This is a genomic window from Legionella sp. (assembly GCF_047605385.1).
In the GTDB taxonomy this organism is placed as follows: domain Bacteria; phylum Pseudomonadota; class Gammaproteobacteria; order Legionellales; family Legionellaceae; genus Legionella.
The window spans coordinates 18,357-43,556 of record NZ_JASGFU010000006.1; the positions used below are offsets into that span (position 1 = coordinate 18,357).

The window sequence follows — 25,200 nt, forward strand, 5'->3', positions numbered from 1 at the left end:
TTCTCCTGTTTATTGGCATGCTTCACAATCTGGATCAAGGATTGAACACACTTTAGGTTGCTCATCACTGATGATTTTTACCGCATTTAATGCACCATCAGTAATGGTTGATTTTTCAGCATTGGTTGCTCCCATGCTACGTAAATAATAAGTAGTTTTTAATCCGCAGATCCATGCATGCATGTACAACTGATCTAGCTTTTTACCGGAAGGTTGAGCCATATAAATATTCAGTGATTGTGCTTGATCAAGCCATTTTTGACGTCGAGAAGCTGCATCTACTAACCAAATTGGATCTATTTCAAATGAGGTTGCATAACGTTTTTTCAGCTGGGCAGGAATACGGCTGATTGGTTGCACGCTGCCGTTAAAATATTTCAAATCGTTAACCATGACTTCATCCCATAAGTTTAGGGCTTTCAAGTCAGCAACCAGATAAGGGTTAATTACAGTAAATTCTCCAGATAGATTCGATTTGACATAGAGGTTTTGATAGGTTGGTTCAATCGATTGCGCCACACCACAAATATTGGAAATGGTCGCTGTAGGCGCAATTGCCATCACGTTTGAATTACGCATTCCTTGGGTGCGCACTTTAATGCGTAAGCTTTCCCAGTCAAGACGTTGAGAGCGGTCTTGTTCCAGGTATTTGCTGCGTGCTTGTTGTAACAAGTTAATCGAGTCAATCGGTAATATGCCTTTGCTCCATAATGAACCTTCATAGCTTGAGTAGCTGCCGCGCTCTTTTGCTAAATCACAAGAAGCCGCAATCGCGTAGTAACTGATTAACTCCATAGACTCATCAGCAAATTCAACAGCTGCTTGTGATGCGTAATCAAGTTTTAACTCATATAACGCATCTTGGAAGCCCATTAAACCCATACCAATTGGCCTATGTTTTAAGTTGGAATTACGTGCTTGAGGTACAGAATAATAATTAATATCAATTACGTTATCCAACATACGAATTGCTGTGGTAATTGTACGTTTTAATTTCTCTTTATCTAACTTACCATCTTTAATATGTGCTGGCAGGTTAACGCTACCTAGATTACATACAGCGATTTCTTCTTCAGAAGTATTTAATGTAATTTCAGTACATAAATTAGAACTATGAACTACACCTGCATGCTGTTGTGGTGAGCGTAAGTTGCAAGGATCTTTAAAGGTAAGCCAGGGATGACCAGTTTCAAACAGCATAGACAGCATTTTACGCCATAATTTTACCGCAGAGATGGTTTTGGCATTGTTAATGCGACCTTGACGCATTTGCTCTTCATACTCTTTATAGAGCGTTTCAAACTCTTTACCATAACGGTCATGTAACTCAGGCACTTCATCTGGAGAGAATAAAGTCCACTCACCATCTTCACGTACACGAATCATGAATAAATCAGGAACCCACAGGGCAGTATTCATATCATGGGTACGACGACGATCATCCCCAGTGTTTTTTCTTAATTCAAGAAACTCTTCAACGTCTTTATGCCAACATTCGAGGTAAGCACAGACGGCTCCTTTGCGTTTGCCTCCTTGATTTACTGCCACTGCGGTAGCATCTGCTACGTTTAAGAAAGGAACAACACCTTGAGATTTGCCGTTGGTGCCTTTAATGTGTGAACCCATAGCTCGAACAGGGGTCCAGTCATTACCTAGACCACCAGCAAATTTAGAAAGTAGAGCATTGTCTTTAATCGCGCTATAAATACCATCTAAATGATCAGGAACTGTGGTTAAATAGCAACTGGATAATTGCGGACGAATAGTTCCGGAGTTAAATAGAGTCGGTGTAGAGGACATGTAATCAAAAGAAGACAGTAATAAATAAAATTCAATTGCTTTCTCATTTTTATTTTTTTCACGCATTGCCAAGCCCATAGCCACACGCATGAAAAAAGCTTGTGGTAATTCATAACGAACACCGTGTTCATGAATGAAATAACGATCATATAAAGTTTGCAGGCTAAGATAGGTAAATTTCATATCGCGCTCGGGAAGCAATGCTTTACCTAATTTGTCTAAATCAAAGTCAGCCATTTTCACATCAAGAATTCCTTGATTGATGCCATGATGAATATAAGCTTGGAGGTAGGAAGGGTAAAGTGCTGCCATTTCATCAAAGGTTGCATCTGCTTTGATTTGTAATTTGCTTAGTGCCTCCATACGTAAACTGTCTAATAACAAACGAGCACTAACATAAGTATAATTTGGTTCTTTTTCAATCAGCGTGCGCGCAGACATAATCAATGCTTTGTGTACGTCTTCGAATTTTGCCTGATTGTATAAATTACGTAAGGCGTCTTTAATGACAGGTTCGGCTGTAACATTTTCAAGAGCGCGGCAGGATTCATTTACTATGGTATTGATGCGCTCCATATCTAAAGGTATCAACTCGCCATCAGGCATGGTGATTAATAAGGTTTTGCTGTCACTTGCTTGTTGTTTTACTTTTGCCAGACGGGCTTGGCGATGCTCCTCGCGATAGAGTACATAGGCACGGGCAACTTTATAATGGCCACTGCGCATGAGAGCTAACTCTACTTGGTCTTGAATATCTTCAATGTGGACTGCACCACCGCTTGGCATACGACGTCTGAATGTTTGGGTAACTTGATGAGCCAGTTCTTTAATCAATTGATGAATACGATCAGAAGTAGGGGCAGTACCACCTTCATTCGCAATAAAAGCTTTAGTGATTGCTACTTCAACTTTGTATTGCTCATAATTCACTACTGTACCGTTACGTTTTATTGTTTTTAGTACACCCGGAGCATTAGCTGTCAATTCCTGTTGACTTGTTAGCGGTACTTCATTCACCGGGTCAAGTATTTCGGACATTTTTCCTCCAAGCAGTATATTTGTTATTAACAGTCAAATGAATTTTGTTCATTGTCTCTTACAATTATAGCATAAAACCCAATATGTAGGGTCATATCGTGGCTTATATAACAAGATAATGTGTTTTTACTTAATGGTCAATAGAACAAATTGGGAGTATATTGTGGATAACTTGTGGGTTGGTGGATTTTTTTAAGTTCCAGTTTAATTCAGTATAAAATCGAGTAAATAAGGAACAAATGTTCTTTGCTCTCTTAGGGCTCTTCAGTCATTTGGAAAAATAAGTCGTATCTAATGATTCTAAGTTTTTTTTACAATAATTGCATCACTTACATTAGAAAAACTATGAACGTTGAGTAAAAAAGAACCCATATGTGCGTATAATTGGCTTGAACTCCCTCCATCCAAATTAATTGCATCTGTACAAGATAAAGGAGCGGTTCTCATCAGTCGTGCTAATTTATTAGTGGACATGGCTGCATTGGTTGATACTAGAATGATGACTTTACCATCGGCAGTAATACCTAAAGCAGAGCGATCTGCATCTCCTGGTTTTAAAGAAGGAATTTTTCTTTTAATTAATAGACGTGGTCCACTTTGCATGGCGAAATCAATGTCTTTACTGTGATGAAAGCGATGCATGCTAGAAATAAAGGCTTTATTATTTTTTACATAGAAAATACCCCACCAGCTGATGTGTTTTATAGGGTTTTCCATTCTTTTCTCGTTGATGCGTAATCCCAGAGGATTGAAATTATGATCAAAAAAACCACCATTGATACTTAACAATGCCTGACTTTGTTCAGCAAATTGATCTGCAGAAGCATTTTTTAGCGCTAAAGATTTTGCGCTGACGATTGCCAATTTATTTTTATTAAGATCGATGCGAAATGCATAAATATGAGACCAAGGGGCGAGTATTCCTCCTGCTAAATCTTGATATTCAATGCCTGGACTTAATCTTTGCCAATTATCTGAAGCAGTAGCACAATAAGAGAACAGAGTGCTTGCAAGAAAAAAGAGCAGGTTCAACAAATATGATTTGTTTTCAAGATAATCATTGGTTTGCGAAGACATGTTATTGTATCCTTATGGGCATCATTCAACACCACGGAATCGCTTATGCAAATTAGAACGCAACATAACAATAGTGAAGTACATAAGTCAACAATTGAATTAACTCGATTGATGGATGAAGTTTTAGCATTGGCTAAAAAAGAAGGCGCTACAGACGCTTCTGTAGCCGTGAATAATGACCGTGGATTTTCAGTTGATGTACGTATGGGAGCGGTAGAAACTGTTGCTTTTAGTGAAGATAAAGGTGTGGGCTTAATGGTCTATATTGGTCAACGTAAAGGCAGTGCCAGTAGTACGGATACTTCATCTGAAGCATTACAAGCAATGGTCAAGGCTGCATGTGATATTGCCCGAGTTAGTGCTGAAGATTCGTGTTTTGGTTTGCCTGATAGAGAATTAATGACTACAGAGCATCCGGATTTGGGTTTATTTCATTCTTGGGATATTAATCCTGAAAAAGCCATTGAATTAGCGCTAGAGTGTGAATCTTATGCCTTATCATTAGACAAACGTATTACTAATTCGGATGGTGTTAATGTGTCCTCTTATGAGTCTCATCATGGTTTTGCAAATACCAACGGAGGTTCAGGATTTATTCACAGTACTCGTCATAGTTTAAGTTGCTCTTTGATTGCCACTGAAGGTGAGGAAATGCAAAGGGAATATGATTACACGACCGCACGTAATGCTAAGGATTTAGCAGCACCGCATGAGGTGGCAAAAAATGCTGCAGAACGTGCTTTGAGTCGTTTAGGCGCAAAACAAGTAAAAACACAAATGACACCGGTTATTTTTTCATCGCGGATTGCCAGTAGCTTATTTTCCAGCTTTATCGGCGCGATTAGTGGTTCTAATTTGTATAGCAAAAATAGTTTCTTATTAGATTCTATTGGACAGCAGATTTTTCCTGAGTTTATTAATATCTATGAACAACCTCATTTATTAGGAGCTTTAGGCAGTTCACCTTTTGATGGGGAAGGTGTTTCTACACGTCCTAATCTTATTGTAGAAAAAGGTAAGGTGATGCAATATGTTTTAGGCAGTTATTCTGCACGGCGCATGGGGTTAAAAACAACTGCTAATAGTGATGGAGTCCATAATTTGACAGTTGATTCTAATGCTGGAGATCTTCCTGAATTGCTCAAAATGATGGGTACTGGTTTATTAGTAACGGAACTTATGGGGCAAGGAGTTAATGGAATTACTGGAGATTATTCCCGTGGAGCCAGTGGTTATTGGGTGGAAGATGGGGTGATTAAATTTCCAGTGGATGAGATTACTATTGCGGGTAATTTAAAAGATATGTATCGAGACATTATTGCCGTAGGTAATGACCTAAATACTAATATCGCCATGCGTTGTGGTTCTGTATTAATTGCAAAGATGATGTTAGCCGGCGAGTAGTAATATTACAAAAACAATCCAATATTTATAAATATTTGCTTTGTTGATTCTTTATCCTACTATTTTAGGTAAGAGAATCGAAATGGAGTCGGTATGTATCGTCTAATTTTAGCATTAGCATTTTTCATGATGAATGCAGCATTTGCGGATGAAGTTGTTGGCTTTTCAGCATATGAAAATGGAGATTATACCACTGCTTATCCTCATCTAATGCAAGCAGCTCGTGATGGGAATCCTGAAGCGATGTATTTGCTTGGACGTATGTATCAATATGGAGAAGGACTTTCCAAAAACTACAGTGAAGCATTAAATTGGTATCAAAAATCCGCCGATCATAAAAATGCTTTGGCACAATTGAGCTTGGGATTTCTCTATGATTTGGGTGAGGGTGTTAAACAAAATTATCCTGAAGCATTTAAGTGGTACATGAAAGCCGCACAGCAAGGTAATCCTATTGCACAACGGAATGTGGGGTTAATGTATTCTACTGGTGAAGGAGTTAAAGAAGATAATGAAGTAGCCATGCAATGGTTTAAAAAATCAGCAGCACAAGGCTATTCCAAAGCGCAAGTAAATCTAGCATACAATTACATTATGGGCATAGGTACCCATAAAGAGGTGAATAAGGCTTTATATTGGTATCAAAAAGCAGCAGAACAGGGAGATACCAAAGCAGCTTACAGTTTAGGGTTGTTATATACAGGACAAGAGCCAGGAATTGTAGCTGATGATAAGGCCGCTTTTTATTGGTTTGCGCAAGCTGCCAATCAAGGCCACATCAAAGCAGCTAGTTACCTCGCCTTTTATTATCTCAAAGGTTATGGTACTGAGGCAAACCCACAAAAAGCAGCTTACTGGTATCAAGTTGCTGCTCAAGGTGGGGATTCTGATGCTCAGGCAGAAATTGGGCAGTTACTGTTAACTGGAATTGGTGTAGATAAAGATTATGAGCAAGCAGCCTTTTGGTTTACTAAATCTGCCGAACAGGGAAATCCAGCAGGCCAAGCAAAACTGGGTTATATGTATTTGGCAGGTTTAGGAGTCGAACAAAATTGGGTGACTGCCTATGCTTGGTTTAGAATTGCTGCCAGTGGTAAAAATGAGGAAGCAATTAAAGAACTTAAAGTCCTTAAGGAGAAAATGTCTGCTCAAGACATCAAAGAGGCTGAGCAATTGGTTAAAAAGATGACTCAGGCCTCAACACAAAAGGGTGAAGAGAAAGCAGAGGATAAACAAGTACCTGCAAACAACGTGCCGGCAACCAAGCAATAACTTAGAACACATTAATGCTTTCGCGCAGAATGCTCACTGACAATTTGCCTTTTTTATCGCGGCTGCGTTTGAGTAAAGTATAAACGGTGAAATTCTGATTATCGCTGGTAGCATGCGCTACACTGAGAAAATAAGTGCTTTCCAACGTAATTTGCTCATAGGCTATATTTAGCTTTTTCAAAAGAGGCTCAAGTTTCGCTAGATCTTTTAATCCTTTTTCGCCGCGAGCTTCAATGATTTGCTTCACTTTATCATTATCTAAGGTTCCTAGTGACAGCAAGGTTTTGGGTGTTGCGGTGTTGATATTTAAGGAAGTTGTTTCGGGTAATGCGGTAATGTAAGGTTGTAATGCTAAGTACGTGTTACTATTCACATCTTTAATTAAGCGAAGCTCAGAGGCACTTTGCATCAATTGATGGCTAGGATGATACGGTGGTTTTTGCTTCAAGTAATAAGATAGATATTTATCAGTACCTAAAGCTAGATCGTAAGTTGAAATCCAGTTATTAATTGCGAATGCCAAATTAATCCGTTCAGGACCATTTAAATCGGAAATCACATGGCTAACTAAGTTTGCAAAACCTAAAAAACTCTTTCTATTTAATAAGTTATTAAGATTAAAGCGGGATTGCAGATCATAGAGTTCGCCACTTAAGATGACTGAAGGGTAGACATGACTCATTGACTTTGGAAGTCTGCCGACTACGCCTTCATTATTACTCATATTAAATTTCTTTTTCGGATCATTTAATTCGCTCATTGCCCAAAAAGCGACTGCTTGAGAAGCGTAATAAAGCCTGTCATGATTTACAATCAGGCGGGTTCTATAAATGTCAACTTGTAGATGACTGCTCATTGCAGTTGCAACTATGGCGACCAAGGTCATAATAAATAAGGCAGTTAGTAAGGCACCACCGCGGTACTTGTGTTTAATTGAGTGCATACAATGCCTCAGGAATGGGGAATAATAAATTCATTTCGCCTTGATCCTGCACGGTAAAATTCACTTGCACTGCTTTGGGCAATGATTCTTTATTTTGGTTTTGATTTACAGCATCTGCACGCCAGTCAGGAAATACTTGCAAGCTGTTGTTTAAATAACCGAAATGGCAATTGCTTAGATTGCTCAGCAGTACTTTATTGGCATTGTTCTTTCGTTCTACGGGATCAAGAGTGTCCCAGGTACGGCGTATTAAACTATTATTGGTACACACGTAAGCAACACGTTTTAAGGTACTATGTTTTTCATTACTTCCTGGATTAACATCTCCATCGCGAGTGAACTCCATATAATCTGCTTGCCCTAAAAAAATAGGAAAAAGACGCATGTCATTAGCACGAATAGCTCTTTCTAATGTTTGGCTCAAATCTTGTTGTAGCAGGCTAATTGCTAATTGTAAGTTGGCAATACGTTTACTTTGCTCATTAACACGAGTGCGGGTATTAAATGCATGATATAAAGTGGAAGAGGTAATCGTTGCCAAAATTGCAAAAACTGTTAAAGCAATTAAAATTTCAATGAGCGTGAATCCTCGGAGTTTCTTCATTGTTGATACCTAAATGCTTGTAGTTCGTCACGAAAAGGTCCCGATTTTTGGGTGCTGACGGAAATGGTTATGAGCTGAACTGATTTTATGGGGGTTACGCTAAGATGCGCGCGCCAAAACCAATGTTCATTCAGCATCGTCGTTTCTTGAGTTGTTTCTTGACCAGGAGTAATGTGTAATAAGCCGAGTTGTACCATGGCTACTCCTTGCATGGCAACCCAATGACTTACGGATTTTTCTTTAATGCGATGAGTATGTTCGACATTTTGTGCTATGGCTTTGAGCAAGGCAGCTAGGGCAATGGCAATGATGGTTAACGCTAATAAAACCTCGATTAAGGTAAATCCTAAAGTATGACGTTTTATATTCATTTAGCTGTTACCTTTTCAAATTTTAAATCTCCATTACGTGTGCCGAGTAAGGTGGCTATTTTATTCTCTTTGCTGGTGCCAAAACTTAAGCTAAACGGGGTCATGTCTCCAGAGTCATTAATAATAATTGCGTGTGCGCCTGAGTGGGTGAGGGTATTGGTATTAAGAGTGATTACTGTATTGTTAGGAAAATAATTAACCTTAAAAATTCCCTTATTTGCCACCGGTGCCCATTGGGTGTTATTTTGTAATTGCAGAATTTGATAACTACTATTGTCAATTTTTAAGCCTAAGGTGCTTGTTTCCAATGTAGCTTGTTGTTGCGCAAGTTGCAGATTATGGGCTAATTGCTCAGCAGCAAACAAAATACGTTTGGTTTCGCCAAAATCGCCAAATGCGATTAAGGCAAAACCAACGGTAATACCTATGATTACAATGACAATCATAATTTCAATAAGAGTAAATCCTCGCTTATTTCTCATCCCAATTACCAATTTCTGCATTAATGCCTGTGCCACCAGGTTGGCCTTCAGCACCATAAGTGAAGACATCCACATCACCATGTTGCCCAGGGTTTAAATAAAGATAATCTCTACCCCAAGGATCTTTAGGCAGTGATTTTAAATATTGTTTCCAATTATTGGGAATAGGGTTGGATGTTGGCTTTTCTACTAATGCAATTAGACCTTGATCTGTAGTTGGATAATTTCCATTATCTAATTTATATAAATCCAATGCATTTTGAATGGCTAATACGTCTTGTTTGGCTTTAACCTTACGTGCTTCATCTGGGCGTCCCATGATCTTAGGCACGACTATGGAGGCCAAAATACCTAAAATAACAACGACTACCATAATTTCAATTAATGAAAAGCCTTTTTGTTTGTTCATTTGTACTCCTGTGTTATTAAAAGTTAAATTTTTGCTAAGTGATTAATTGCTCCATCGAGAAGATAGGCAATAAGGTTGCTAAAACGATGAATAAAACAATGGCCCCCATGAATAAAATTACTAAGGGCTCCAATAAAGTGAGAGATGTATCAATTAGTCGTTTTACCTCATTATCTAAATGGCTGGCTGCACGCTCCATCATAGCAGAAAGTTGCCCACTTTTTTCACCGCTGGCAATTAAATGTATGGCCATAGGACTAATATAACGGGTTTCTTTAAGTGCTTCACTAATACCAGCACCTTCACGAACCTTAAGTGTTGCCATATCAAAGGCTTGACGCATGACTAAATTGGTGACCAAACTTGCTGACACGCGCATGGTTTCTAAAACACTAACTCCTGCGGCAAATAAAATACCAAAGGTATGAATATAGCGTGCGACATTAATTGTTTTTACCAAATAAGAAACAATAGGCAATTTGAGTAATAAGCGATGCCAAGCTGTTCTAATTTTAATATTGTTTAAACTTTTCTTGAAGGTAAGAATTAGCAGAATTAAACCTAATAAAGCATATAGACCATAAGATTTTACAAAATTGCTGATCTTTATTAACAGTTCAGTCATTGTGGGTAAGGTTTGTCCACTGCTAGTGAATACTTCAATAATTTTAGGCACAACAAAACTTAATAAAAATGAAATGATACCTACAGAAACAAGGATCATTAAAATGGGATAAATTAGTGCTTGCTGCACTTTTTGGCGAGTTTGTTGTTGGTTTTCAGTGTAGTCCGCTAATTTTTCTAAAACCACATCTAAATGCCCAGTTTGTTCACCAGAACCTACCGTTGCGCGATACAATTCTGGAAAGGCTTGTGGATAATGTGACATAGCTTGCGCTAATCCATATCCTTCAAGTACTTTGGCGCGTACACCAATAATTAATTCACGAACTTTATCTTTTTCCGTTTGTTCACTTACACCCCGTAATGATTCTTCCACGGGAATGCCTGCAGCAAGTAAAGTGGCTAATTGGCGCGTAAATAAAGACAGATCTGCTGCAGAAATTTTGCTTTTAGTCGTGGTTTTTCCATTATTGCGTTGTTGCGTTAATAGTTGTACATAGGTCGGTATTAAGCCTTGATCACGTAATAATTGTCGTGCATGGCGTTCAGAATCTGCCTCCAAAACGCCTTTGCTGGTATTGCCATTTTTTTTTAGTGCTTGGTATTGGTATGCACCCATTTTTTTCTAATCTAGAGTAAAACTATAGAGTCTAATCTATTGGGTTTAATAAGTCACTTAAGGTACACTATAACCACATTATTCTGGAGAGAAATAAATGAGCAATAACAAAGTAGTTGAAGCAATAGAGGAACATGATGCTAAATTTGTTGATTTGCGTTTTACCGATATTCGAGGTAAAGAGCAGCATATCACCATCCCTATCTCTGCAGTAGACAATGATCTTTTTGAAAATGGTAAAATGATCGATGGGTCTTCCTTCAAAGGTTGGCAGAAAATACATCAATCAGATTTATCATTAATGCCTGATATTGATACAGTTAAATTGGATCCTTTTTTCCAGGATAATACTTTGTTTGTTCGTTGTAATGTAACTGATCCCAAAACGATGATGGGTTATGAGCGCTGCCCTCGTTCTTTGGCAAAGCGCCTTGAAGAATATCTTAAATTAACAGGTATTGCAGATACGGCGAATTTTGGTCCTGAACCAGAATTTTTTATCTTTGATAGTGTGCAATGGCAAACAGGCATTTCTGGTACCTTCTCTAAGGTGGATTCTGAAGAGGGGCAATGGAATTCTGCTAAAGAGTTTGCAGGTGGAAACATTGGTCATCGTCCTTCAATTAAAGGCGGTTATTTTCCAGTACCTCCAGTTGACTCATCTCATGAAATTCGTTCTGCAATGTGTTTGGTTTTAGAAGAATTAGGCATTACTGTTGAGGCACATCACCATGAAGTAGCTACAGCAAACCAATGTGAAATTGCTACGCGGTTTAATTCATTATGCAACAAAGCAGATGAAATCCAAATTTTAAAATATGTAATTCATAATGTAGCTCACAATTATGGTAAAACAGCTACGTTTATGCCTAAGCCTTTAGTAGGGGATAATGGAAGTGGTATGCACTGTCATCAATCACTCTCAAAAGATGGGGTCAATTTATTCGCAGGGGATCTCTATGCCGGTCTTTCTGAAACAGCACTGTATTATATTGGTGGTATTATCAAACATGCACGCGCACTAAATGCATTTACTAACCCGGCAACTAATAGTTATAAGCGTTTGGTCCCTGGTTTTGAAGCGCCAGTATTATTGGCTTATTCGGCAAGAAACCGTTCTGCAGCAATTCGTATTCCACATGTCAGTAACCCTAAAGCACGCCGCATTGAAGTTCGCTTTCCTGATCCTATGTCTAATCCTTACTTAGCCTTCTCTGCGATGGTGATGGCAGGTTTAGATGGTATTCAAAAGAAAATTCATCCAGGCCAAGCTATGGATAAAGATCTTTATGATTTACCACCAGAAGAGCTTGTTGATGTGCCTACTGTATGTTCTTCATTAGAGCAAGCTATGGATAATTTAAAAGCAGATCATGAGTTCTTATTACAAGGCGATGTATTTACTTCGGACTTCATTAATAATTACATCGATTTGAAAGAAGAGGAAATTACTAAGATTAGAAGTTTAACTCATCCTTATGAATTTGAATTGTATTACAGTCTATAAGGATTATTTGAGAACAGGGCACTGCCTCATTATGTTCCTTAACTTAATGGCAGTGCTCACCTGCGTGGGGACGATAACAAGTTCCTTATAGGTTTTTTTATTATGCTAATTTTATTATCACCAGCAAAAAAATTATTAAAAGCAACCAAGCCGTATTCTGGAACCACATCACTGCCTTTATTTCCAGAAAAAACCAAGAACTTGGTTAATATTATGCAGAGTAAATCAGTGGCTGACATTGCCACATTGATGGATTTATCGCAGAACTTAGCACTCTTAAATTATGAGCGTTACCAAGAGTTTGCTCTTGATGGGAATTCACCTCATGCTTATCCCGCGCTGTTTTTATTTCAGGGAGATGTTTATCAAGGTCTGCAAGCAAAAACCTGGAATGCAAAGACTGTGGAGTATGCACAATCTCATTTGCGTATTTTGTCAGGACTTTATGGCTTATTAAAACCCTTAGACAATATTCAGCCTTATCGTTTGGAGATGGGCGTACATTTGGAAAATCCCAAAGGAAAAAATCTGTATGAGTTTTGGCAAGATATTATTACTAAGGTATTAAATCAGCAATTAAAAGAGCAAAAAAGTCCAATTGTGATTAATTTAGCTTCTTCGGAATATTTCAAAGTAGTGAATGAGAAGCAATTGCAGTATCCCATGCTTACTGTTAATTTTTATGAACGTAAAAAAGGGCAACTTAAGATGATTGGCATTTATGCAAAAAAAGCGCGAGGTACTCTCGCTAAGTTCATGATGCAAAACGAAATCGATGATGTGGAAGGCATCAAATCATTTCAAGAGCTTGGTTATGAGTATCATCTTGGCACCTCAAGCGCAAATCATTTAGACTTTGTCCGAGGTAAATAAGCGACTTATGTGGAATTTAAATAGTCGGGTTCATCTTTTAAATCATTTTCCTAATCAAGAAGTACGTTGTTATGTGAAAAGAGATGATGAACTTGGCTGTGGTATTTGTGGTTCTAAATTACGCAAATACTCCAGTTTAATGCCTTTTCTTGATGAGCAAGGCATACAACATTTGCTTATCATTGGTAGCCCACAATCAAATAATGTGTTGGCTGCATTGCAACTGGCTCGTGAATTTAATTGGAAAGTCACTGCATTTTTAATTAAGCCTTGGAATTTAGAACTTAAGGGAAATTTTAAGCTTAGTCGCCTTTTTTTAGACGAACACGAAATAGTATGGGTGGCGCGAGAAGATTGGGATAGCGTTAATGATTTGGCGCAAAAATATCTACAGACTTTGCCAGAACCAGGATTTATTTTAGAAGAAGGAGCCAGTGTACCCCAAGCTATGAAAGGTGCTATGAGTCTTGCAGAGGATATCATCGCAAATGAACGTGATTTAGCAATTCGTTTTGATCATATTTTTATTGATGCCGGGACTGGATTTTCTGCCGCAGCATTACTTAAGGGTTTAGAACAATTAGGCCATTTAGCCCAAGTTCATGTGTTATTACTCGTAGATGATGCGAAGATATTTAAAGCAAAATTAGTTTCCTGGCTGGATTTTGAACCCCAAAATTATGAATGCTTTTATCCTACAACGGCCAAAGCCTTCGGTGCGGTTAATCAAACAATTAAGAATGAAATTAAACGCTTGGCACGTGAAGAAGGAGTTTTAGCAGATCCGATTTACTCGGCAAAATTATTTTATGAATCCAGACGTTATATCGAATTAGTGGCGTTAAAAGGGAATATACTTCTTATTCATTCAGGTGGTACTTTAACCCTGCCTAATTTTGATTTTACTTAATTTTATCAGGAAAACAGCGAGCTACACTTGAAATTCCTTTGTCTAACCCTATATTGACATACAAATAGATTAAATAGGAGAAGGGTTAGATGGTTAGCAAGCAACAAACAATGGGTTTTCAAACTGAAGTCAAACAAATGTTGCATTTGGTCGTACATTCACTGTACAGTAACAAGGAAATCTTTTTACGCGAGTTGATTTCTAATGCCTCTGATGCGTTAGATAAATTAAGATTTTTATCTTTATCGGACGGCTCTTTGTTTGAAAATGATTCTGATTTAAAAATTACAGTTGAAGTTAATGAAAAACATAGAACCATTACGATTAGTGATAATGGTATTGGGTTAAGTTGGGATGAGGCTGTAGAAAATTTAGGAACTATAGCCAAGTCAGGCACTAAAGAATTTATGAGTCAGTTAACGGGTGAAAATGCTAAAGACTCACAATTGATTGGCCAATTTGGTGTGGGCTTTTACTCTGCGTTCATTGTGGCTGATAAAGTTACAGTAAAAAGCCGTCGTGCTGGTTTAAAGCCTGAAGAGGCTATTGTTTGGGAATCAAAAGGTGATGGCGAATTTACCATTGGTTATGAAAAGAAAGCTACTCGTGGGACAGAAATTACTTTACGTTTAAAACAAGATATGGATGAATTCCTAAGCGATTGGCGTATACGTAATGTTATTAGCAAGTATTCCGATCATATTTGCTGGCCAATTGAAATGAAAAAAAGGAATGAAGAAGATAAAGAAACCAATGAATTTGAAAAAGTTAATAAAGCAACTGCTTTATGGACTTTGCAAAAATCAGAAATCACCGATGAAGATTATAAATTACTCTACAAGCATATTTCTCATGATTACCAAGATCCATTAACTTGGTCACATAATCATGTAGAAGGTAAAAATGATTATATTTCTTTGCTGTATATTCCTGCACATGCACCTTTTGACTTATGGCAACAAGAAATGAAACACGGTTTGAAATTGTATGTAAAACGCGTGTTTATTATGGATGATGCAACTCAATTTTTACCTCGTTATTTACGTTTTGTAAAAGGTATTGTTGATGCGAGTGATTTACCATTGAATATTTCACGGGAAATTTTACAAGATAATAAACAAGTAGAAAGTATTCGCGCGGCCTGCACGAAACGTATTTTATCGATGCTTGAGAAAATGAGTACCCAAGATAAAGAAACGTATCAGAAATTCTGGGGCGAATTTGGTTTGGCTTTAAAAGAAGGGCCAATTGAAGATTTTGCAAATAAAGAAGCTATTGCCAAATTATTGCGTTTTGCTACTACTAAATCAGCTTCAGAAACGCAAGATGTGTCTTTAGATGAATACGTTGGCCGTATGCAAGAAGGTCAAGATAAGATCTATTACATTACTGCTTCAAGTTACAATGCTGCAAAATACAGTCCACACTTGGAAATATTTAACAAAAAAGGAATTGAGGTCTTGTTGCTAAGCGATCGAGTTGATGAGTGGTTAGTTGGTTATATGAGTGAATATAACGGTAAGAAACTGCAATCAATTTCTAAGGGTAAGGTAGAGCTTGATGATGAATCAACAGAACAAATTAAAGAGCAAGAAAAAACTTTAGAACCTATGCTAAAGCACATTAAAAAGGTCTTGGATTCTAAAGTTAAAGATGTATTGCTGACTAATCGTTTAACTGATTCTCCTGCATGTATTGTTGCTGATGAACATGACATGAATTTGGAAATGCAACGTATTTTACAAGCTGCAGGGCAACAAATTCCTGAAACTAAACCAGTCTTTGAAATTAACCCGGAACATGCCTTAATTAAGCGTTTGCATGATATTCAAGACGATAGTTTGTTTGAGTTATGGGTAACCATGTTATTTGAACAAGCAGTTCTTGCTGAAGGTGGCCAGTTGGATAATCCTGCAGATTTTATTAATCGCGTGAATAAACTGCTGGTTTTATCGTAAGATATAAAAGACATAATAATTATGTTGGGCATGAGAGCCCAACATATTCTAATTAACAAAAATATATTGAAATAGTTTTGATTTCTTTCAAAAAGTCACATGAATCGCATTTCATAAAAAGTTCTAGATAACTATGATGATGGGACGAATAACATTGAAAAATTAGTTCGGATTTATGATCTTTCAAATTCTTAAAAAAGGCTCAATGTATGAGCCTTTTCATTTTAACGAAGTAGATTATTCATCAGTTAGACGAAAATATTTTGTTCCGAAGTACCTTTGTAATTTTTTTCTAATGGTGCCACGGCTAATGCCCAACATCTTGGCTGCTTGAAGCTGGTTGCCGCGACGTTTTTCCATTACTGCTTGTAGTAAGGGTGGCTCGACTTCTGACAAAATCATGTCATACAGATCGTCAATGCTTTTATTTTTGTTTTCAGCAAGAAAACGAGTCACCAGGCTGTATACTAAATCTTGAAGACCTTGGTCTTGCTTGATAATTGTTTGTGTAGATTCAGGTGTTTCAATGACATTCATCTTAACTTCCTTATTATTAATTAAATCAACAACAGTCCAATTGCTTACATTTATAGTGAAAGCAAAATTAATTGTACATGAAGGATAATTGATATTCTACATCTTCATGCGAAAACTATGCATTTTTTTCGAACAATTCACTCTCTACTAGATTGAATAAAGTTCTATCAGATCTCTCTTTTGACAATGAGTCTTTTAGTTTTTCTAAGTGTCTAAGCATCTTATGTGGTTGCTCATTATCATTAAAAAAATTCGTGATGTATTTATTCAATTCATATGGATTACAATCATACTGTAAAAACTCTGGAACAATCATTTTATTGGATAATAAATTACATAAACCTAAAAATTTTACCTTAATCAATTTAAGTGCCAGAAGATAGGTTAACAGGGAGGACTTATAAATAATACACATCGGTTTTTCCAGTAAAGCACATTCAAGTGACGCAGTGCCTGAAGCGACAATTACAAAATTTGCAGCAGCCATACAACTTAATGCTTGTCCTTTAATAAAATGAATCGGTAAAGTGCTTTGCGCAAAGTAGCGCTTTACCTTTTGGGGTTCAATAGTCCCAGCAATAGGGATAACAAATTGTAAATCAGGATAATTCTGATACAGGAGTTTTGCTGTATCTCTTAGTATCGGAACATGACGCTCGATTTCATGATTACGACTTCCTGGAAGTAAAGCAAAAATTTTAGCGTCTTGAGGGAGATTTAAAGCGTGGCGCTCTGATGCACAATTACCAACAGTAGCTATTTTTTCCACTAAAGGATGCCCAACAAAACTGACGGGAACAGCAGCTTGCTCGTATAAATTTTTTTCAAAGGGCAGAATTACTGCCATATTATCAATGCATTTTTTGATAGTGTGGATGCGTTTTTCTTTCCAGGCCCAAATTTGCGGGCTAATGTAATATAAAATTTTGAGTCCTAATTTGCTTTTGGCATATTTTGCAAGACGTAAATTAAAGCCAGGGTAATCCACCAAAATCAGCAAATCAGGTTTGCGCTCACTTAAATGTTTTTTCATCCCAGTAAATGCTTTGCGAATGACATTCAAGTGACGTATTACTTCAGTAAAACCCGTTACGCCAAAATGCGCTAGATCGCAAATTAATTCTGCTCCTGCTTCTTGCATATGCTTACCGCCAATGCCACTGATTTCTAAGTGTGCATAAGTGCTTTTTAATTGCTTGATTAGTGCTGCGGCATGAACATCTCCAGATTCCTCACCAGCAACAATGACAATATGTTTACTTGCTTGCATGATGCTCCAGCAGATTATTGTTAATTAATGCAGTAATTTGCTCTGCTGTTTGTAAAGCAACCAGGCCGTCTTCACCAGGAACAATAGGTGGAGTGTTTTTGGTGATGCAATTTAAAAAGGCCTTGATTTCCTCTAAAAGGGCATCACTTTTTTCAAGCTCTTGTTTTTCTTCGACGATTTCAGGAATCCCTGGAAACATTTCACCTGGACCTTTCTTAAAGAAAGAAAGCTGCTTGGTTTGATAATCTAGAGCAATAAATGAGTGTTCTTGTACAATACGTGTTTTACGTGATGTATTTAAGTTCACCCTGCTTGCAGTGAGATTAGCCACACAGTGATTAGCAAAAGTCATCCGTACGTGTGCCACATCAATTGCCTTTGTTAATACGGGTAATCCTTGGGCCAGAATGGATACTACGGGGCTTTTAATCCTATTTAAGATTAAATCAATATCATGAATCATTAAGTCAAGCACTACATTGACATCAGTACCACGAGGGGTAAATGGAGCTAAACGTTCAGCTTCGATGAATAATGGTTTTTCCAAATAGTTATCTAAAGCCAGATATGCGGTGTTGAAACGCTCTAAATGTCCAATTTGTAATTTAGCATGATGTTGTCTAGCTAATTGAACTAATTCTTCTGCTTGTGTAATGGTTTCGGTAATGGGTTTTTCAAGTAATACGTGAATACCTTGCTCTAAAAAGGCTTTAGCAAGTTCATAGTGTTTGTTAGTAGTTGCCGCAATGCTTACTGCATCGACTTGATTAAACAGCTCATGATAATGAGTATATGCAGAAACATTTAATTCATTGCCTACTTTTTGTGCTGACTCTTGATTTAAATCACAGACAGCGACGAGTTCAGCATTAGAAAGTTGTTGGTATTTTTGTGCATGAAAGCGGCCAAGATAGCCGACACCAATAACTGCACAGCGAATTTTACTCATATTTTGTTTGTTTGCTAATTATTTGTACGCGATAATCGCATTTCTTGAGTGATAAATCAATTTTAAATAGGTATTATTGGACCAGATAAAACAATGTTGGAATAATAATGAATAAAAAAATACTAATCGCAGGAGTAGACGAGGTAGGGCGTGGGCCTTTGGCTGGTGCTGTGGTAACCGCTGCGGTTATTTTAAAAAAACCGATTGATGGTTTGGCTGATTCTAAAAAATTAACACCTAAAAAACGCAAATTATTATCAATACAAATCCAAGAAGAGGCTTTAGCATTTGCTTATGGCAGAGCAGAGGTTGCAGAAATTGATGAGTTGAATATTAATCAAGCGACTCTATTGGCCATGAGTCGTGCGGTGGAGGCTTTACCGATTCAACCAAATGAGGTTTTGGTTGATGGTGCACATACTCCAAAATTGGATGTTCCTTGCAAAGCGATTATTCAAGGAGATAGTCTTATTGCTGAAATCAGTGCTGCTTCAATTCTTGCTAAAGTATTACGCGATGAAGAAATGGAGGCCTTGGATGTACTTTATCCTGGTTATGGCTTTGCTGGACATAAAGGTTATCCGACAGTCGCTCATCGTGAAGCATTGGTACGCTTGGGGCCTTGTGAAATTCATCGCAGAAGTTATGCACCCGTGGCGGAGTTGCTATAAAGTACTCATCTACTTTATACGTGCTGGGTAGCGGTGGTTACTAACGGACGCAATTAAATAAGATTTTATGCGAACTAATAGACATTAATACCCCAAACCCGGCAAGAAAAGTCACCATCGCTGTTCCACCATAGCTGACTAGTGGTAATGGGACTCCTACTACGGGGATAATTCCCATCACCATGCCAATATTTACAAAAGCAGACATAAAAAAGGACATTGCCAAACTGGCTGCCAATAGTCGTGTAAATGTTGTTTGGGCATTAGCAGCAATATTTAAACTACGCAGAGAAATTAAAACAATGAGTGTAATTATTGCAAAGCCTCCTGCAAATCCGAATTCCTCTCCTGTTACCGCAAAGATGAAGTCAGTTGCATGCTCAGGTAAAAAATTAAGATGAGATTGACTGCCTTGTTGCCAGCCTTTACCTACAAGCCCGCCTGAACCAATAGCGATTTTCGATTGAATAATGTGGTATCCAGATCCTAGGGGATCTTGCTCTGGATCAAGAAGGGTATACACTCTTTGTTTTTGATAATCATGCATTACCTGCCAAACTACTGGGACGGCAGAACCAATCAGCAAGATCAATAATAAAATTACTTTAAAACGGATACCAGCCAAAAATACTACGCAGGCACCAGCTGCGGCGACCATAATTGCCGTGCCTAAGTCTGGTTGTTTGGCAATCAGTAAAGCGGGAATGCCAATAATAATGCCTGCGACTGTAATTGATTTAAGGCTGCTGGGGCGTGTTTGTCGATCAAAATACCAAGCCGCCATCATCGGGACTGCTAATTTCATGATTTCAGAGGGTTGAAAGCGAAATAAGCCTAACTCCAGCCAACGTTGAGCTCCTTTTCCTATTTTTCCCATCAACATGACAGCAATAAGTAAAGCTAAGCCAGTACTGTAAATCCATGGAGTCCATATTTTGTATTTATGAGGTGGAATAAAGCCTAAAATAATCATGATCAGCGAAGCAAATATCAAGCGCATGGATTGGCGAAAAATCATGCCCGTGTTGGCATTTGATGCACTGTATAAGATTACCAACCCAAAGCAGATTAATAATAGCAGTAGTCCCAGTAGGGGAAAGTCCAAATGTAATGCCTGTGTTGTGAAACGATAAACGGGTTTATGATGTCTTCTGTTCATTATTTAATTTCATCGGGTAAAGTTTATAATAAGCATCGAGGATCTTGCGAGCTACAACCGAAGCAACAAAGTCATTTTCAACAACCACGGCTACGGCAATTTCAGGTTTATCCACTGGGGTAAAGGCAATAAATAATGAATTATCACGCAAGGCTTCCGGGATATCTTCGTATTTAGTTTTTTCGTATTGACGGCCACTGAAAACTTGTGCAGTACCTGTTTTTCCCCCTACAGGATAAGGAGGATTACGCCCAAAACGATAGCCTGTGCCTTCATTACTTGTCAGAACACTGTGCATCGCTTCTTTGACAATTTCCCAATTGGCTTCATCATGAAGATAAATAGGGTACTCTTCAATTGGTTTATAGTATTTGATTTTACCATTATCGCTGTTCGCTATTTTCGTGAGTAAGTGGGGTCTAAATCGTTGTCCATGTTGACTTAATGAAGCCGTTGCATTGGCCATTTGCAAGGGTGTTGCCAGCATAAATCCTTGCCCAATTGCAGTGATTAAGGTATCTCCTGGATACCAGGTCACGCCTTTATTTTGCTTTTTCCAGCGTAAGCTTGGAACAATGCCTGTGGCTTCTTCATAAAGATCAATATGACTTAAATGGCCTAAGCCGAATTTAACTAACATGTCTTCAATATTGGAAATTCCCATTTTATTACCTAATTGATAATAAAACGTATCACAGGAAACAGTGATTGAGCGCTTAAAATTAATCATTCCATGACCACCTTTTTTCCAGTCATGGTAAATATGGCTGGAATTAGATAATTTATATTTGCCCGGATCATAAATGGTAGTGGAGGTAGTAATAAAACCCTTATCCAAGCCTGTTAAGCCCACAAAAGGTTTAATTGTTGATGCTGGGGGGTAAACACCACGGACAGCACGATTAAATAGAGGTTTTTGCAACGTGTTCGATAATATTTTGTAATCTTTAGCGCTGACGCCACTGACAAAAATATTAGGATCAAAACTTGGTGAGCTGACCATTGCTAATACTTCACCGTTTTTGGAATTGATTACCACTGCGGCTCCCCGTTTGTCTTTCAGCGCTTCAAAGGCTGCTTTTTGTAAACGTACATCGAGACTGAGATAAAGTTTTGAACCGGAGTGGGGATTAATTTTGTTAATTACTCTAAGAGTACGTCCACTGACATCAGTTTCCACCATCTGATAACCTACCTTGCCATGGAGAATATCTTCATAATATTTCTCTAAGCCCGCTTTTCCAATAAAGTTGGTGGCGCGGTAATTTGAGAGATCAACTGTTTTTAATTCTTGAACATTAATACGTCCCACATAACCCAATACATGGGCAGTAACTTCGCTTAAGGGATAATGGCGCATTAACCGTGCTTTAATACTTACACCTGGAAAATGGTATTGGTTAATAGCAAAAAGGGCAACTTCTTCCTGAGTTAATTTTAATTTGAGTGGGATGGGCATAAAAGAGCGGTTTTGCTTACGTGCACGATTAAAATTATCAATGTCATCTTCGGTAATTGATGGTAATAATTCGTGTAATTGCTTTAATGTTTGCTGCATGTTTTTTACATGTTCTGGAATGATTTCCAGTACATAAACGGGGATATTTTCAGCCAATAAAATGCCATTGCGATCCATAATTACTCCCCGAGGTGGTGCAATGGGGGTAATGCTCATTTGATTTTTCAGTGAGAGTGTTTGGTATTTTTTAAACTCTGAAATTTGCAGGTAAGCCAGCCTTAATATCAGAATTAAAGACAATATAATGATAAAAGCTACCAACAAATTAAGCCGAACGCGTTGATGCTGTGATTCTGTGTGGTAATTCTTAAATGATTGATTTAGACTCATTACGTACAGAGGGTTAGTAGGAGCACAAAGCGGCATAGTATCTTAAAATATAGGTTTTTTCTATTGCTTCAATAAAATTACCTTTATTTATGATAAGGATGGTTATTAATAATAGTCCAGGTTCTATATAAAGTTTCCAGCAGCATGATGCGTACTAAAGGATGGGGTAGGGTTAATTTGGATAAAGACCAGCGCTCTTGGCAAAGTTTCAGCAGTTCTTGCGACAGGCCTTCAGGACCACCAATAAGGAAACATAGGTGGCTTGATGTTTGTTGCAATTGGCTGATTTTTATCGCAAGCTCTTCACTGCTAAACGATTTGCCTTCGATTTCTAATGCAATAACACGTGCACCAGTTGGCATTGCTTCTTTAACCAGTGTAGATTCCTTTTCCATAATGCGCGTTAAATCAAAAGCTTTACTGCGGCGCATTAAAGGGATTTCGATTACTTTTAGTTGAATACCATCAGTAAAACGTTTGGCATAATCATGAGTGCCTTGAGTAACCCAATCGGGCATTTTATTGCCTAAAGCAATAATGGTAATTTTTAACATGGCTTAGGCAGATGTTTCGTCCCACAGACCTTCCAGATTATAGAATTGTCTACTTTCTGGTTGCATCACATGAACAATAATATCTCCAAAGTCGATAAGTATCCAATCACCAGCTTCAAGACCTGTACAGTTTAAAGCGGGCATGCCAGCGGTTTTCATGTCTTCCATAACTTTTTGTGCTACTGCTTTAACATGGCGCGAAGCACGCCCTGAGGCAATGATCATGTAGTCAGTAATGGTTGTTTGTTCACGAACATCGAGCACTTTAATATCAACGGCTTGAATGTCTTCGAGTGCGTGTAGTAATTTGGCTAACCTGGGATGTTGATTTGGCATAGGTAAAAAATCGTTCTATCAAAAAGCGGTGAATAATAGCAGTTTTTTCCGAATATAAAAAGTTTTTTGGCAAGAATACAGGGCTCAATCAATTAATCGAGCAAGGCTAAAGATTGATACTCAAAAAAGTTAGGAAAAAACTCTATTTATTAAAAGATCTGAATGCTCTCTTGCTGAGCAGATCGGCGGGCATGTTTTTCAGTATTCACCGTGTTAACATAGGTAAAAATACTACCGGCGACCAATCCAGAAACTATCGAAGTGGTATTATCAACTCCCACACTGGAACTCGCTACATAGGTAGCGCCTGCTACGAATAAAGTAGTAGTAGCTAACCGGACTGGATGATGTATTAGTGCAGTCAAAAATATAGATAAATCAGTTTCCATCATTTCTCCAAAATATATTTATAATTAACAAAATGGTTTATTTTAAACCATTTATGATTTTAAATCAATCAAATAATGTTATTCGTGAGCGCTAGTTCTTCTTAGGTTGATATATCTACGATTGAAATACTTAATTTTTGAGTACAGCATTACTCCGAAAGCTGGACATGTGTTAAGAGAAATTTAATCACTGCAAATAAAATCAAACAACCCAACGCTGCTATGAATAATATTTCTAACTGCTGGGTAAATGCTGCTGCATACAGCGTTTTCAAGGTAACAATATTGGTTTCACCAGCAGAAATTGCCGTGAGTGAGGCTAATTTCCCTGATAAAAATGCGCCTATACCTAAAGAAACAAAAAAGATCCCCATCATCGTGCTTACTTTGCCTTTATCTGCCAACAAAGTAATTGCAGATAGACCAACAGGTGAGAGTAATAATTCAGCTAAAGAAAACATTAAATAGGCTGGAATAATTAACAGTGGTGATAATAAGGCTGTTTTATCAGTTATATTGCTGGCCAAAACAATAATGCCATAAGCGGTAGTAATAATAAAAATGGCATAAAGGAATTTTCTACCAATACTTAAGCCACGCTCAATCAAGTTCATTTGTGGATATTTTCTTGATAAAAAATATCCAATAATTAACAAACCGACACTTTGAATAGCTACATAATAGGGAGCAGGAAATTGAATACCAAAAAATTTAGGCTCAACCACTCGTGCGATAAAAAGAGTCAGTGACATAAATATTTGGAAATAGAATGCCCAAAAAACTACAGATATAATACATAGAAGACCGATCACCAGAGTCTGTCGTGATTGGTTTGCATTTTCTTCACTAACCGCATATAAAATATAACCTGCAGAAAATAAAACTACGAGTCCAAAAACTACATTGGCCAATTGGGGCCAGTTCAAAATAAAAAATGATAAGGACCATAGAAATGTCATTAATACGAAGGCAGTAATGATTTTTTTATAAGAAAATACAAAGGGGTTATAATCTTTAATTTTATAGATTTTGATGCCAAAAGAGAAAACAAAAAAAGCAATAATCATACCTAATGCGGCACTGGTAAATGTAGCGGCCCAGCCGAAATGTTCATTAAGCATACTGGGTAAGGTAGTACCTAAGATAATACCCGAATTAATACCCATATAAAAAATAGTAAAACCACTCTCACGACGAGCAGAGCCTCGCAGGTACTCATTACCTAAAAGGGATGAAATATTGGGTTTTAATAATCCTGTACCCACAGCAATACCCGCTAAAGCAGCAGTTAAGACTTGAGTATTATCGACGCTTGATAGGAGGCAGTAGCTAATAAAAAGCACTAGAGCTCCTAAAAGGACAGCGCGTTTCTGACCAATTAATTTGTCTGCTATCCAGCCACCAACTACAGGCGAAAGATAAGTGAGGGCAGTAAAAGAGCCGACCAAAGCGTAAGTTTGTTTGTCAGGCCATTTGAAATGTAATACCAAATAAAGAGCTAAAAGAGATTGGACAACATAAAAACCATAGCGTTCCCACATTTCTGTAGCAAAATAAACCCGCAAGGATTGAGGGTGTTTATCAATGTATTCAGA

Annotated in this window: 24 protein-coding genes; 7 read left to right on the forward strand and 17 right to left on the reverse strand. The window is 37.8% G+C overall.

Going from position 1 to position 25,200, the window contains the following annotated elements:
* Positions 1-9 precede the first annotated feature (9 nt).
* Positions 10-2,838: a ribonucleoside-diphosphate reductase subunit alpha gene (locus QM652_RS02520; RefSeq protein WP_415072573.1), complete on the reverse strand. Its 2,829-nt coding sequence runs from the start codon at positions 2,836-2,838 to the stop codon at positions 10-12.
* Positions 2,839-3,138: 300 nt separating this feature from the next.
* Positions 3,139-3,915: a phosphodiester glycosidase family protein gene (locus QM652_RS02525; protein WP_415072574.1), complete on the reverse strand. Its 777-nt coding sequence runs from the start codon at positions 3,913-3,915 to the stop codon at positions 3,139-3,141.
* Positions 3,916-3,960: 45 nt separating this feature from the next.
* Between QM652_RS02525 and pmbA the strand changes: the two genes are divergently transcribed.
* Together pmbA and QM652_RS02535 are read left to right on the forward strand one after the other, a co-directional pair.
* Positions 3,961-5,319 carry a metalloprotease PmbA gene (gene pmbA / locus QM652_RS02530; protein WP_415072575.1) on the forward strand — a complete coding sequence of 453 codons (1,359 nt, stop codon included), beginning with the start codon at positions 3,961-3,963 and terminating at the stop codon, positions 5,317-5,319.
* A 93-nt stretch (positions 5,320-5,412) separates the two neighbouring features.
* Positions 5,413-6,591: a tetratricopeptide repeat protein gene (locus tag QM652_RS02535; protein ID WP_415072576.1), complete on the forward strand. Its 1,179-nt coding sequence runs from the start codon at positions 5,413-5,415 to the stop codon at positions 6,589-6,591.
* Position 6,592: 1 nt separating this feature from the next.
* On the opposite strand, the gene gspK is transcribed toward QM652_RS02535, so the two are convergent.
* Genes gspK through lspF form a run of 6 tightly spaced genes read right to left on the reverse strand, consistent with a single transcriptional unit; the run spans position 6,593 to position 10,643 of the window.
* The gene (gene gspK, locus QM652_RS02540; protein WP_415072577.1) at positions 6,593-7,534 is read right to left on the reverse strand and encodes a type II secretion system minor pseudopilin GspK; all 942 of its coding nucleotides are present in this window, start codon (positions 7,532-7,534) and stop codon (positions 6,593-6,595) included.
* Complete coding sequence (gene lspJ / locus QM652_RS02545) at positions 7,521-8,138, reverse strand: GspJ family T2SS minor pseudopilin variant LspJ (protein ID WP_415072578.1); 618 nt, start codon at positions 8,136-8,138, stop codon at positions 7,521-7,523. Before lspJ ends, gspK begins: the two co-directional genes overlap by 14 nt.
* Positions 8,135-8,509 (reverse strand): GspI family T2SS minor pseudopilin variant LspI, encoded by a 375-nt coding sequence (gene lspI / locus QM652_RS02550; RefSeq protein WP_415072580.1) that lies wholly within the window; start codon positions 8,507-8,509, stop codon positions 8,135-8,137. Before lspI ends, lspJ begins: the two co-directional genes overlap by 4 nt.
* Positions 8,506-8,991, reverse strand: coding sequence for a type II secretion system minor pseudopilin GspH (gene gspH, locus QM652_RS02555; RefSeq protein WP_415072582.1), 486 nt, complete (start codon positions 8,989-8,991; stop codon positions 8,506-8,508). The genes lspI and gspH overlap by 4 nt, the downstream gene beginning before the upstream one ends.
* Entirely contained in the window at positions 8,981-9,400 is a 420-nt protein-coding gene (gene lspG / locus QM652_RS02560) for a GspG family T2SS major pseudopilin variant LspG (protein WP_415072584.1), read from the reverse strand. Before lspG ends, gspH begins: the two co-directional genes overlap by 11 nt.
* A gap of 34 nt (positions 9,401-9,434) precedes the next feature.
* Entirely contained in the window at positions 9,435-10,643 is a 1,209-nt protein-coding gene (gene lspF, locus QM652_RS02565) for a GspF family T2SS innner membrane protein variant LspF (RefSeq protein WP_415072586.1), read from the reverse strand.
* A 97-nt stretch (positions 10,644-10,740) separates the two neighbouring features.
* Between lspF and glnA the strand changes: the two genes are divergently transcribed.
* The 4 genes from glnA (at position 10,741) to htpG (ending at position 15,891) form a co-directional block, all read left to right on the forward strand.
* Positions 10,741-12,150, forward strand: coding sequence for a type I glutamate--ammonia ligase (gene glnA / locus QM652_RS02570; protein ID WP_415072589.1), 1,410 nt, complete (start codon positions 10,741-10,743; stop codon positions 12,148-12,150).
* Positions 12,151-12,252: 102 nt separating this feature from the next.
* Positions 12,253-13,023 carry a peroxide stress protein YaaA gene (gene yaaA, locus QM652_RS02575; protein WP_415072591.1) on the forward strand — a complete coding sequence of 257 codons (771 nt, stop codon included), beginning with the start codon at positions 12,253-12,255 and terminating at the stop codon, positions 13,021-13,023.
* 7 nt (positions 13,024-13,030) lie between these two features.
* Positions 13,031-13,933: a pyridoxal-phosphate dependent enzyme gene (locus tag QM652_RS02580; protein WP_415072593.1), complete on the forward strand. Its 903-nt coding sequence runs from the start codon at positions 13,031-13,033 to the stop codon at positions 13,931-13,933.
* Positions 13,934-14,022: 89 nt separating this feature from the next.
* Positions 14,023-15,891 carry a molecular chaperone HtpG gene (gene htpG / locus QM652_RS02585; protein WP_415072595.1) on the forward strand — a complete coding sequence of 623 codons (1,869 nt, stop codon included), beginning with the start codon at positions 14,023-14,025 and terminating at the stop codon, positions 15,889-15,891.
* 237 nt (positions 15,892-16,128) lie between these two features.
* On the opposite strand, the gene QM652_RS02590 is transcribed toward htpG, so the two are convergent.
* From QM652_RS02590 to QM652_RS02600, 3 genes are all read right to left on the reverse strand, one after another.
* The gene (locus QM652_RS02590; RefSeq protein ID WP_415072597.1) at positions 16,129-16,428 is read right to left on the reverse strand and encodes a helix-turn-helix domain-containing protein; all 300 of its coding nucleotides are present in this window, start codon (positions 16,426-16,428) and stop codon (positions 16,129-16,131) included.
* A gap of 115 nt (positions 16,429-16,543) precedes the next feature.
* Positions 16,544-17,698 (reverse strand): lipid-A-disaccharide synthase, encoded by a 1,155-nt coding sequence (gene lpxB / locus QM652_RS02595; protein WP_415072599.1) that lies wholly within the window; start codon positions 17,696-17,698, stop codon positions 16,544-16,546.
* Positions 17,685-18,647: a Gfo/Idh/MocA family protein gene (locus QM652_RS02600; RefSeq protein WP_415072601.1), complete on the reverse strand. Its 963-nt coding sequence runs from the start codon at positions 18,645-18,647 to the stop codon at positions 17,685-17,687. The genes lpxB and QM652_RS02600 overlap by 14 nt, the downstream gene beginning before the upstream one ends.
* 107 nt (positions 18,648-18,754) lie before the next feature.
* Between QM652_RS02600 and rnhB the strand changes: the two genes are divergently transcribed.
* Positions 18,755-19,318: a ribonuclease HII gene (gene rnhB / locus QM652_RS02605; protein ID WP_415072603.1), complete on the forward strand. Its 564-nt coding sequence runs from the start codon at positions 18,755-18,757 to the stop codon at positions 19,316-19,318.
* 40 nt (positions 19,319-19,358) lie between these two features.
* Here rnhB and rodA read toward each other — a convergent pair whose 3' ends face one another.
* The 6 genes from rodA to QM652_RS02635 form a co-directional block, all read right to left on the reverse strand.
* Complete coding sequence (gene rodA, locus QM652_RS02610) at positions 19,359-20,477, reverse strand: rod shape-determining protein RodA (RefSeq protein ID WP_415072605.1); 1,119 nt, start codon at positions 20,475-20,477, stop codon at positions 19,359-19,361.
* Positions 20,458-22,326: a penicillin-binding protein 2 gene (gene mrdA, locus QM652_RS02615; protein ID WP_415072607.1), complete on the reverse strand. Its 1,869-nt coding sequence runs from the start codon at positions 22,324-22,326 to the stop codon at positions 20,458-20,460. The genes rodA and mrdA overlap by 20 nt, the downstream gene beginning before the upstream one ends.
* Positions 22,327-22,409: 83 nt before the next feature.
* The gene (gene rlmH, locus QM652_RS02620) at positions 22,410-22,880 is read right to left on the reverse strand and encodes a 23S rRNA (pseudouridine(1915)-N(3))-methyltransferase RlmH (RefSeq protein ID WP_415072609.1); all 471 of its coding nucleotides are present in this window, start codon (positions 22,878-22,880) and stop codon (positions 22,410-22,412) included.
* A gap of 3 nt (positions 22,881-22,883) precedes the next feature.
* Positions 22,884-23,216: a ribosome silencing factor gene (gene rsfS / locus QM652_RS02625; RefSeq protein ID WP_415072611.1), complete on the reverse strand. Its 333-nt coding sequence runs from the start codon at positions 23,214-23,216 to the stop codon at positions 22,884-22,886.
* 149 nt (positions 23,217-23,365) lie between these two features.
* Positions 23,366-23,608, reverse strand: coding sequence for a hypothetical protein (locus QM652_RS02630; protein WP_415072613.1), 243 nt, complete (start codon positions 23,606-23,608; stop codon positions 23,366-23,368).
* A gap of 146 nt (positions 23,609-23,754) precedes the next feature.
* Positions 23,755-25,191: a peptide MFS transporter gene (locus tag QM652_RS02635; RefSeq protein ID WP_415072672.1), complete on the reverse strand. Its 1,437-nt coding sequence runs from the start codon at positions 25,189-25,191 to the stop codon at positions 23,755-23,757.
* Positions 25,192-25,200: the final 9 nt, after the last annotated feature.

Excerpts from the sequence above, each read along its gene's own strand:
- QM652_RS02520 (WP_415072573.1), bottom strand. The coding sequence starts at position 2,838 with ATGTCCGAAATACTTGACCCGGTGAATGAAGTACCGCTAACAAGTCAA.
- QM652_RS02525 (WP_415072574.1), bottom strand. The coding sequence starts at position 3,915 with ATGTCTTCGCAAACCAATGATTATCTTGAAAACAAATCATATTTGTTG.
- pmbA (WP_415072575.1), top strand. The coding sequence starts at position 3,961 with ATGCAAATTAGAACGCAACATAACAATAGTGAAGTACATAAGTCAACA.
- QM652_RS02535 (WP_415072576.1), top strand. The coding sequence starts at position 5,413 with ATGTATCGTCTAATTTTAGCATTAGCATTTTTCATGATGAATGCAGCA.
- gspK (WP_415072577.1), bottom strand. The coding sequence starts at position 7,534 with ATGCACTCAATTAAACACAAGTACCGCGGTGGTGCCTTACTAACTGCC.
- lspJ (WP_415072578.1), bottom strand. The coding sequence starts at position 8,138 with ATGAAGAAACTCCGAGGATTCACGCTCATTGAAATTTTAATTGCTTTA.
- lspI (WP_415072580.1), bottom strand. The coding sequence starts at position 8,509 with ATGAATATAAAACGTCATACTTTAGGATTTACCTTAATCGAGGTTTTA.
- gspH (WP_415072582.1), bottom strand. The coding sequence starts at position 8,991 with ATGAGAAATAAGCGAGGATTTACTCTTATTGAAATTATGATTGTCATT.
- lspG (WP_415072584.1), bottom strand. The coding sequence starts at position 9,400 with ATGAACAAACAAAAAGGCTTTTCATTAATTGAAATTATGGTAGTCGTT.
- lspF (WP_415072586.1), bottom strand. The coding sequence starts at position 10,643 with ATGGGTGCATACCAATACCAAGCACTAAAAAAAAATGGCAATACCAGC.
- glnA (WP_415072589.1), top strand. The coding sequence starts at position 10,741 with ATGAGCAATAACAAAGTAGTTGAAGCAATAGAGGAACATGATGCTAAA.
- yaaA (WP_415072591.1), top strand. The coding sequence starts at position 12,253 with ATGCTAATTTTATTATCACCAGCAAAAAAATTATTAAAAGCAACCAAG.
- QM652_RS02580 (WP_415072593.1), top strand. The coding sequence starts at position 13,031 with ATGTGGAATTTAAATAGTCGGGTTCATCTTTTAAATCATTTTCCTAAT.
- htpG (WP_415072595.1), top strand. The coding sequence starts at position 14,023 with ATGGTTAGCAAGCAACAAACAATGGGTTTTCAAACTGAAGTCAAACAA.
- QM652_RS02590 (WP_415072597.1), bottom strand. The coding sequence starts at position 16,428 with ATGAATGTCATTGAAACACCTGAATCTACACAAACAATTATCAAGCAA.
- lpxB (WP_415072599.1), bottom strand. The coding sequence starts at position 17,698 with ATGCAAGCAAGTAAACATATTGTCATTGTTGCTGGTGAGGAATCTGGA.
- QM652_RS02600 (WP_415072601.1), bottom strand. The coding sequence starts at position 18,647 with ATGAGTAAAATTCGCTGTGCAGTTATTGGTGTCGGCTATCTTGGCCGC.
- rnhB (WP_415072603.1), top strand. The coding sequence starts at position 18,755 with ATGAATAAAAAAATACTAATCGCAGGAGTAGACGAGGTAGGGCGTGGG.
- rodA (WP_415072605.1), bottom strand. The coding sequence starts at position 20,477 with ATGAACAGAAGACATCATAAACCCGTTTATCGTTTCACAACACAGGCA.
- mrdA (WP_415072607.1), bottom strand. The coding sequence starts at position 22,326 with ATGAGTCTAAATCAATCATTTAAGAATTACCACACAGAATCACAGCAT.
- rlmH (WP_415072609.1), bottom strand. The coding sequence starts at position 22,880 with ATGTTAAAAATTACCATTATTGCTTTAGGCAATAAAATGCCCGATTGG.
- rsfS (WP_415072611.1), bottom strand. The coding sequence starts at position 23,216 with ATGCCAAATCAACATCCCAGGTTAGCCAAATTACTACACGCACTCGAA.
- QM652_RS02630 (WP_415072613.1), bottom strand. The coding sequence starts at position 23,608 with ATGATGGAAACTGATTTATCTATATTTTTGACTGCACTAATACATCAT.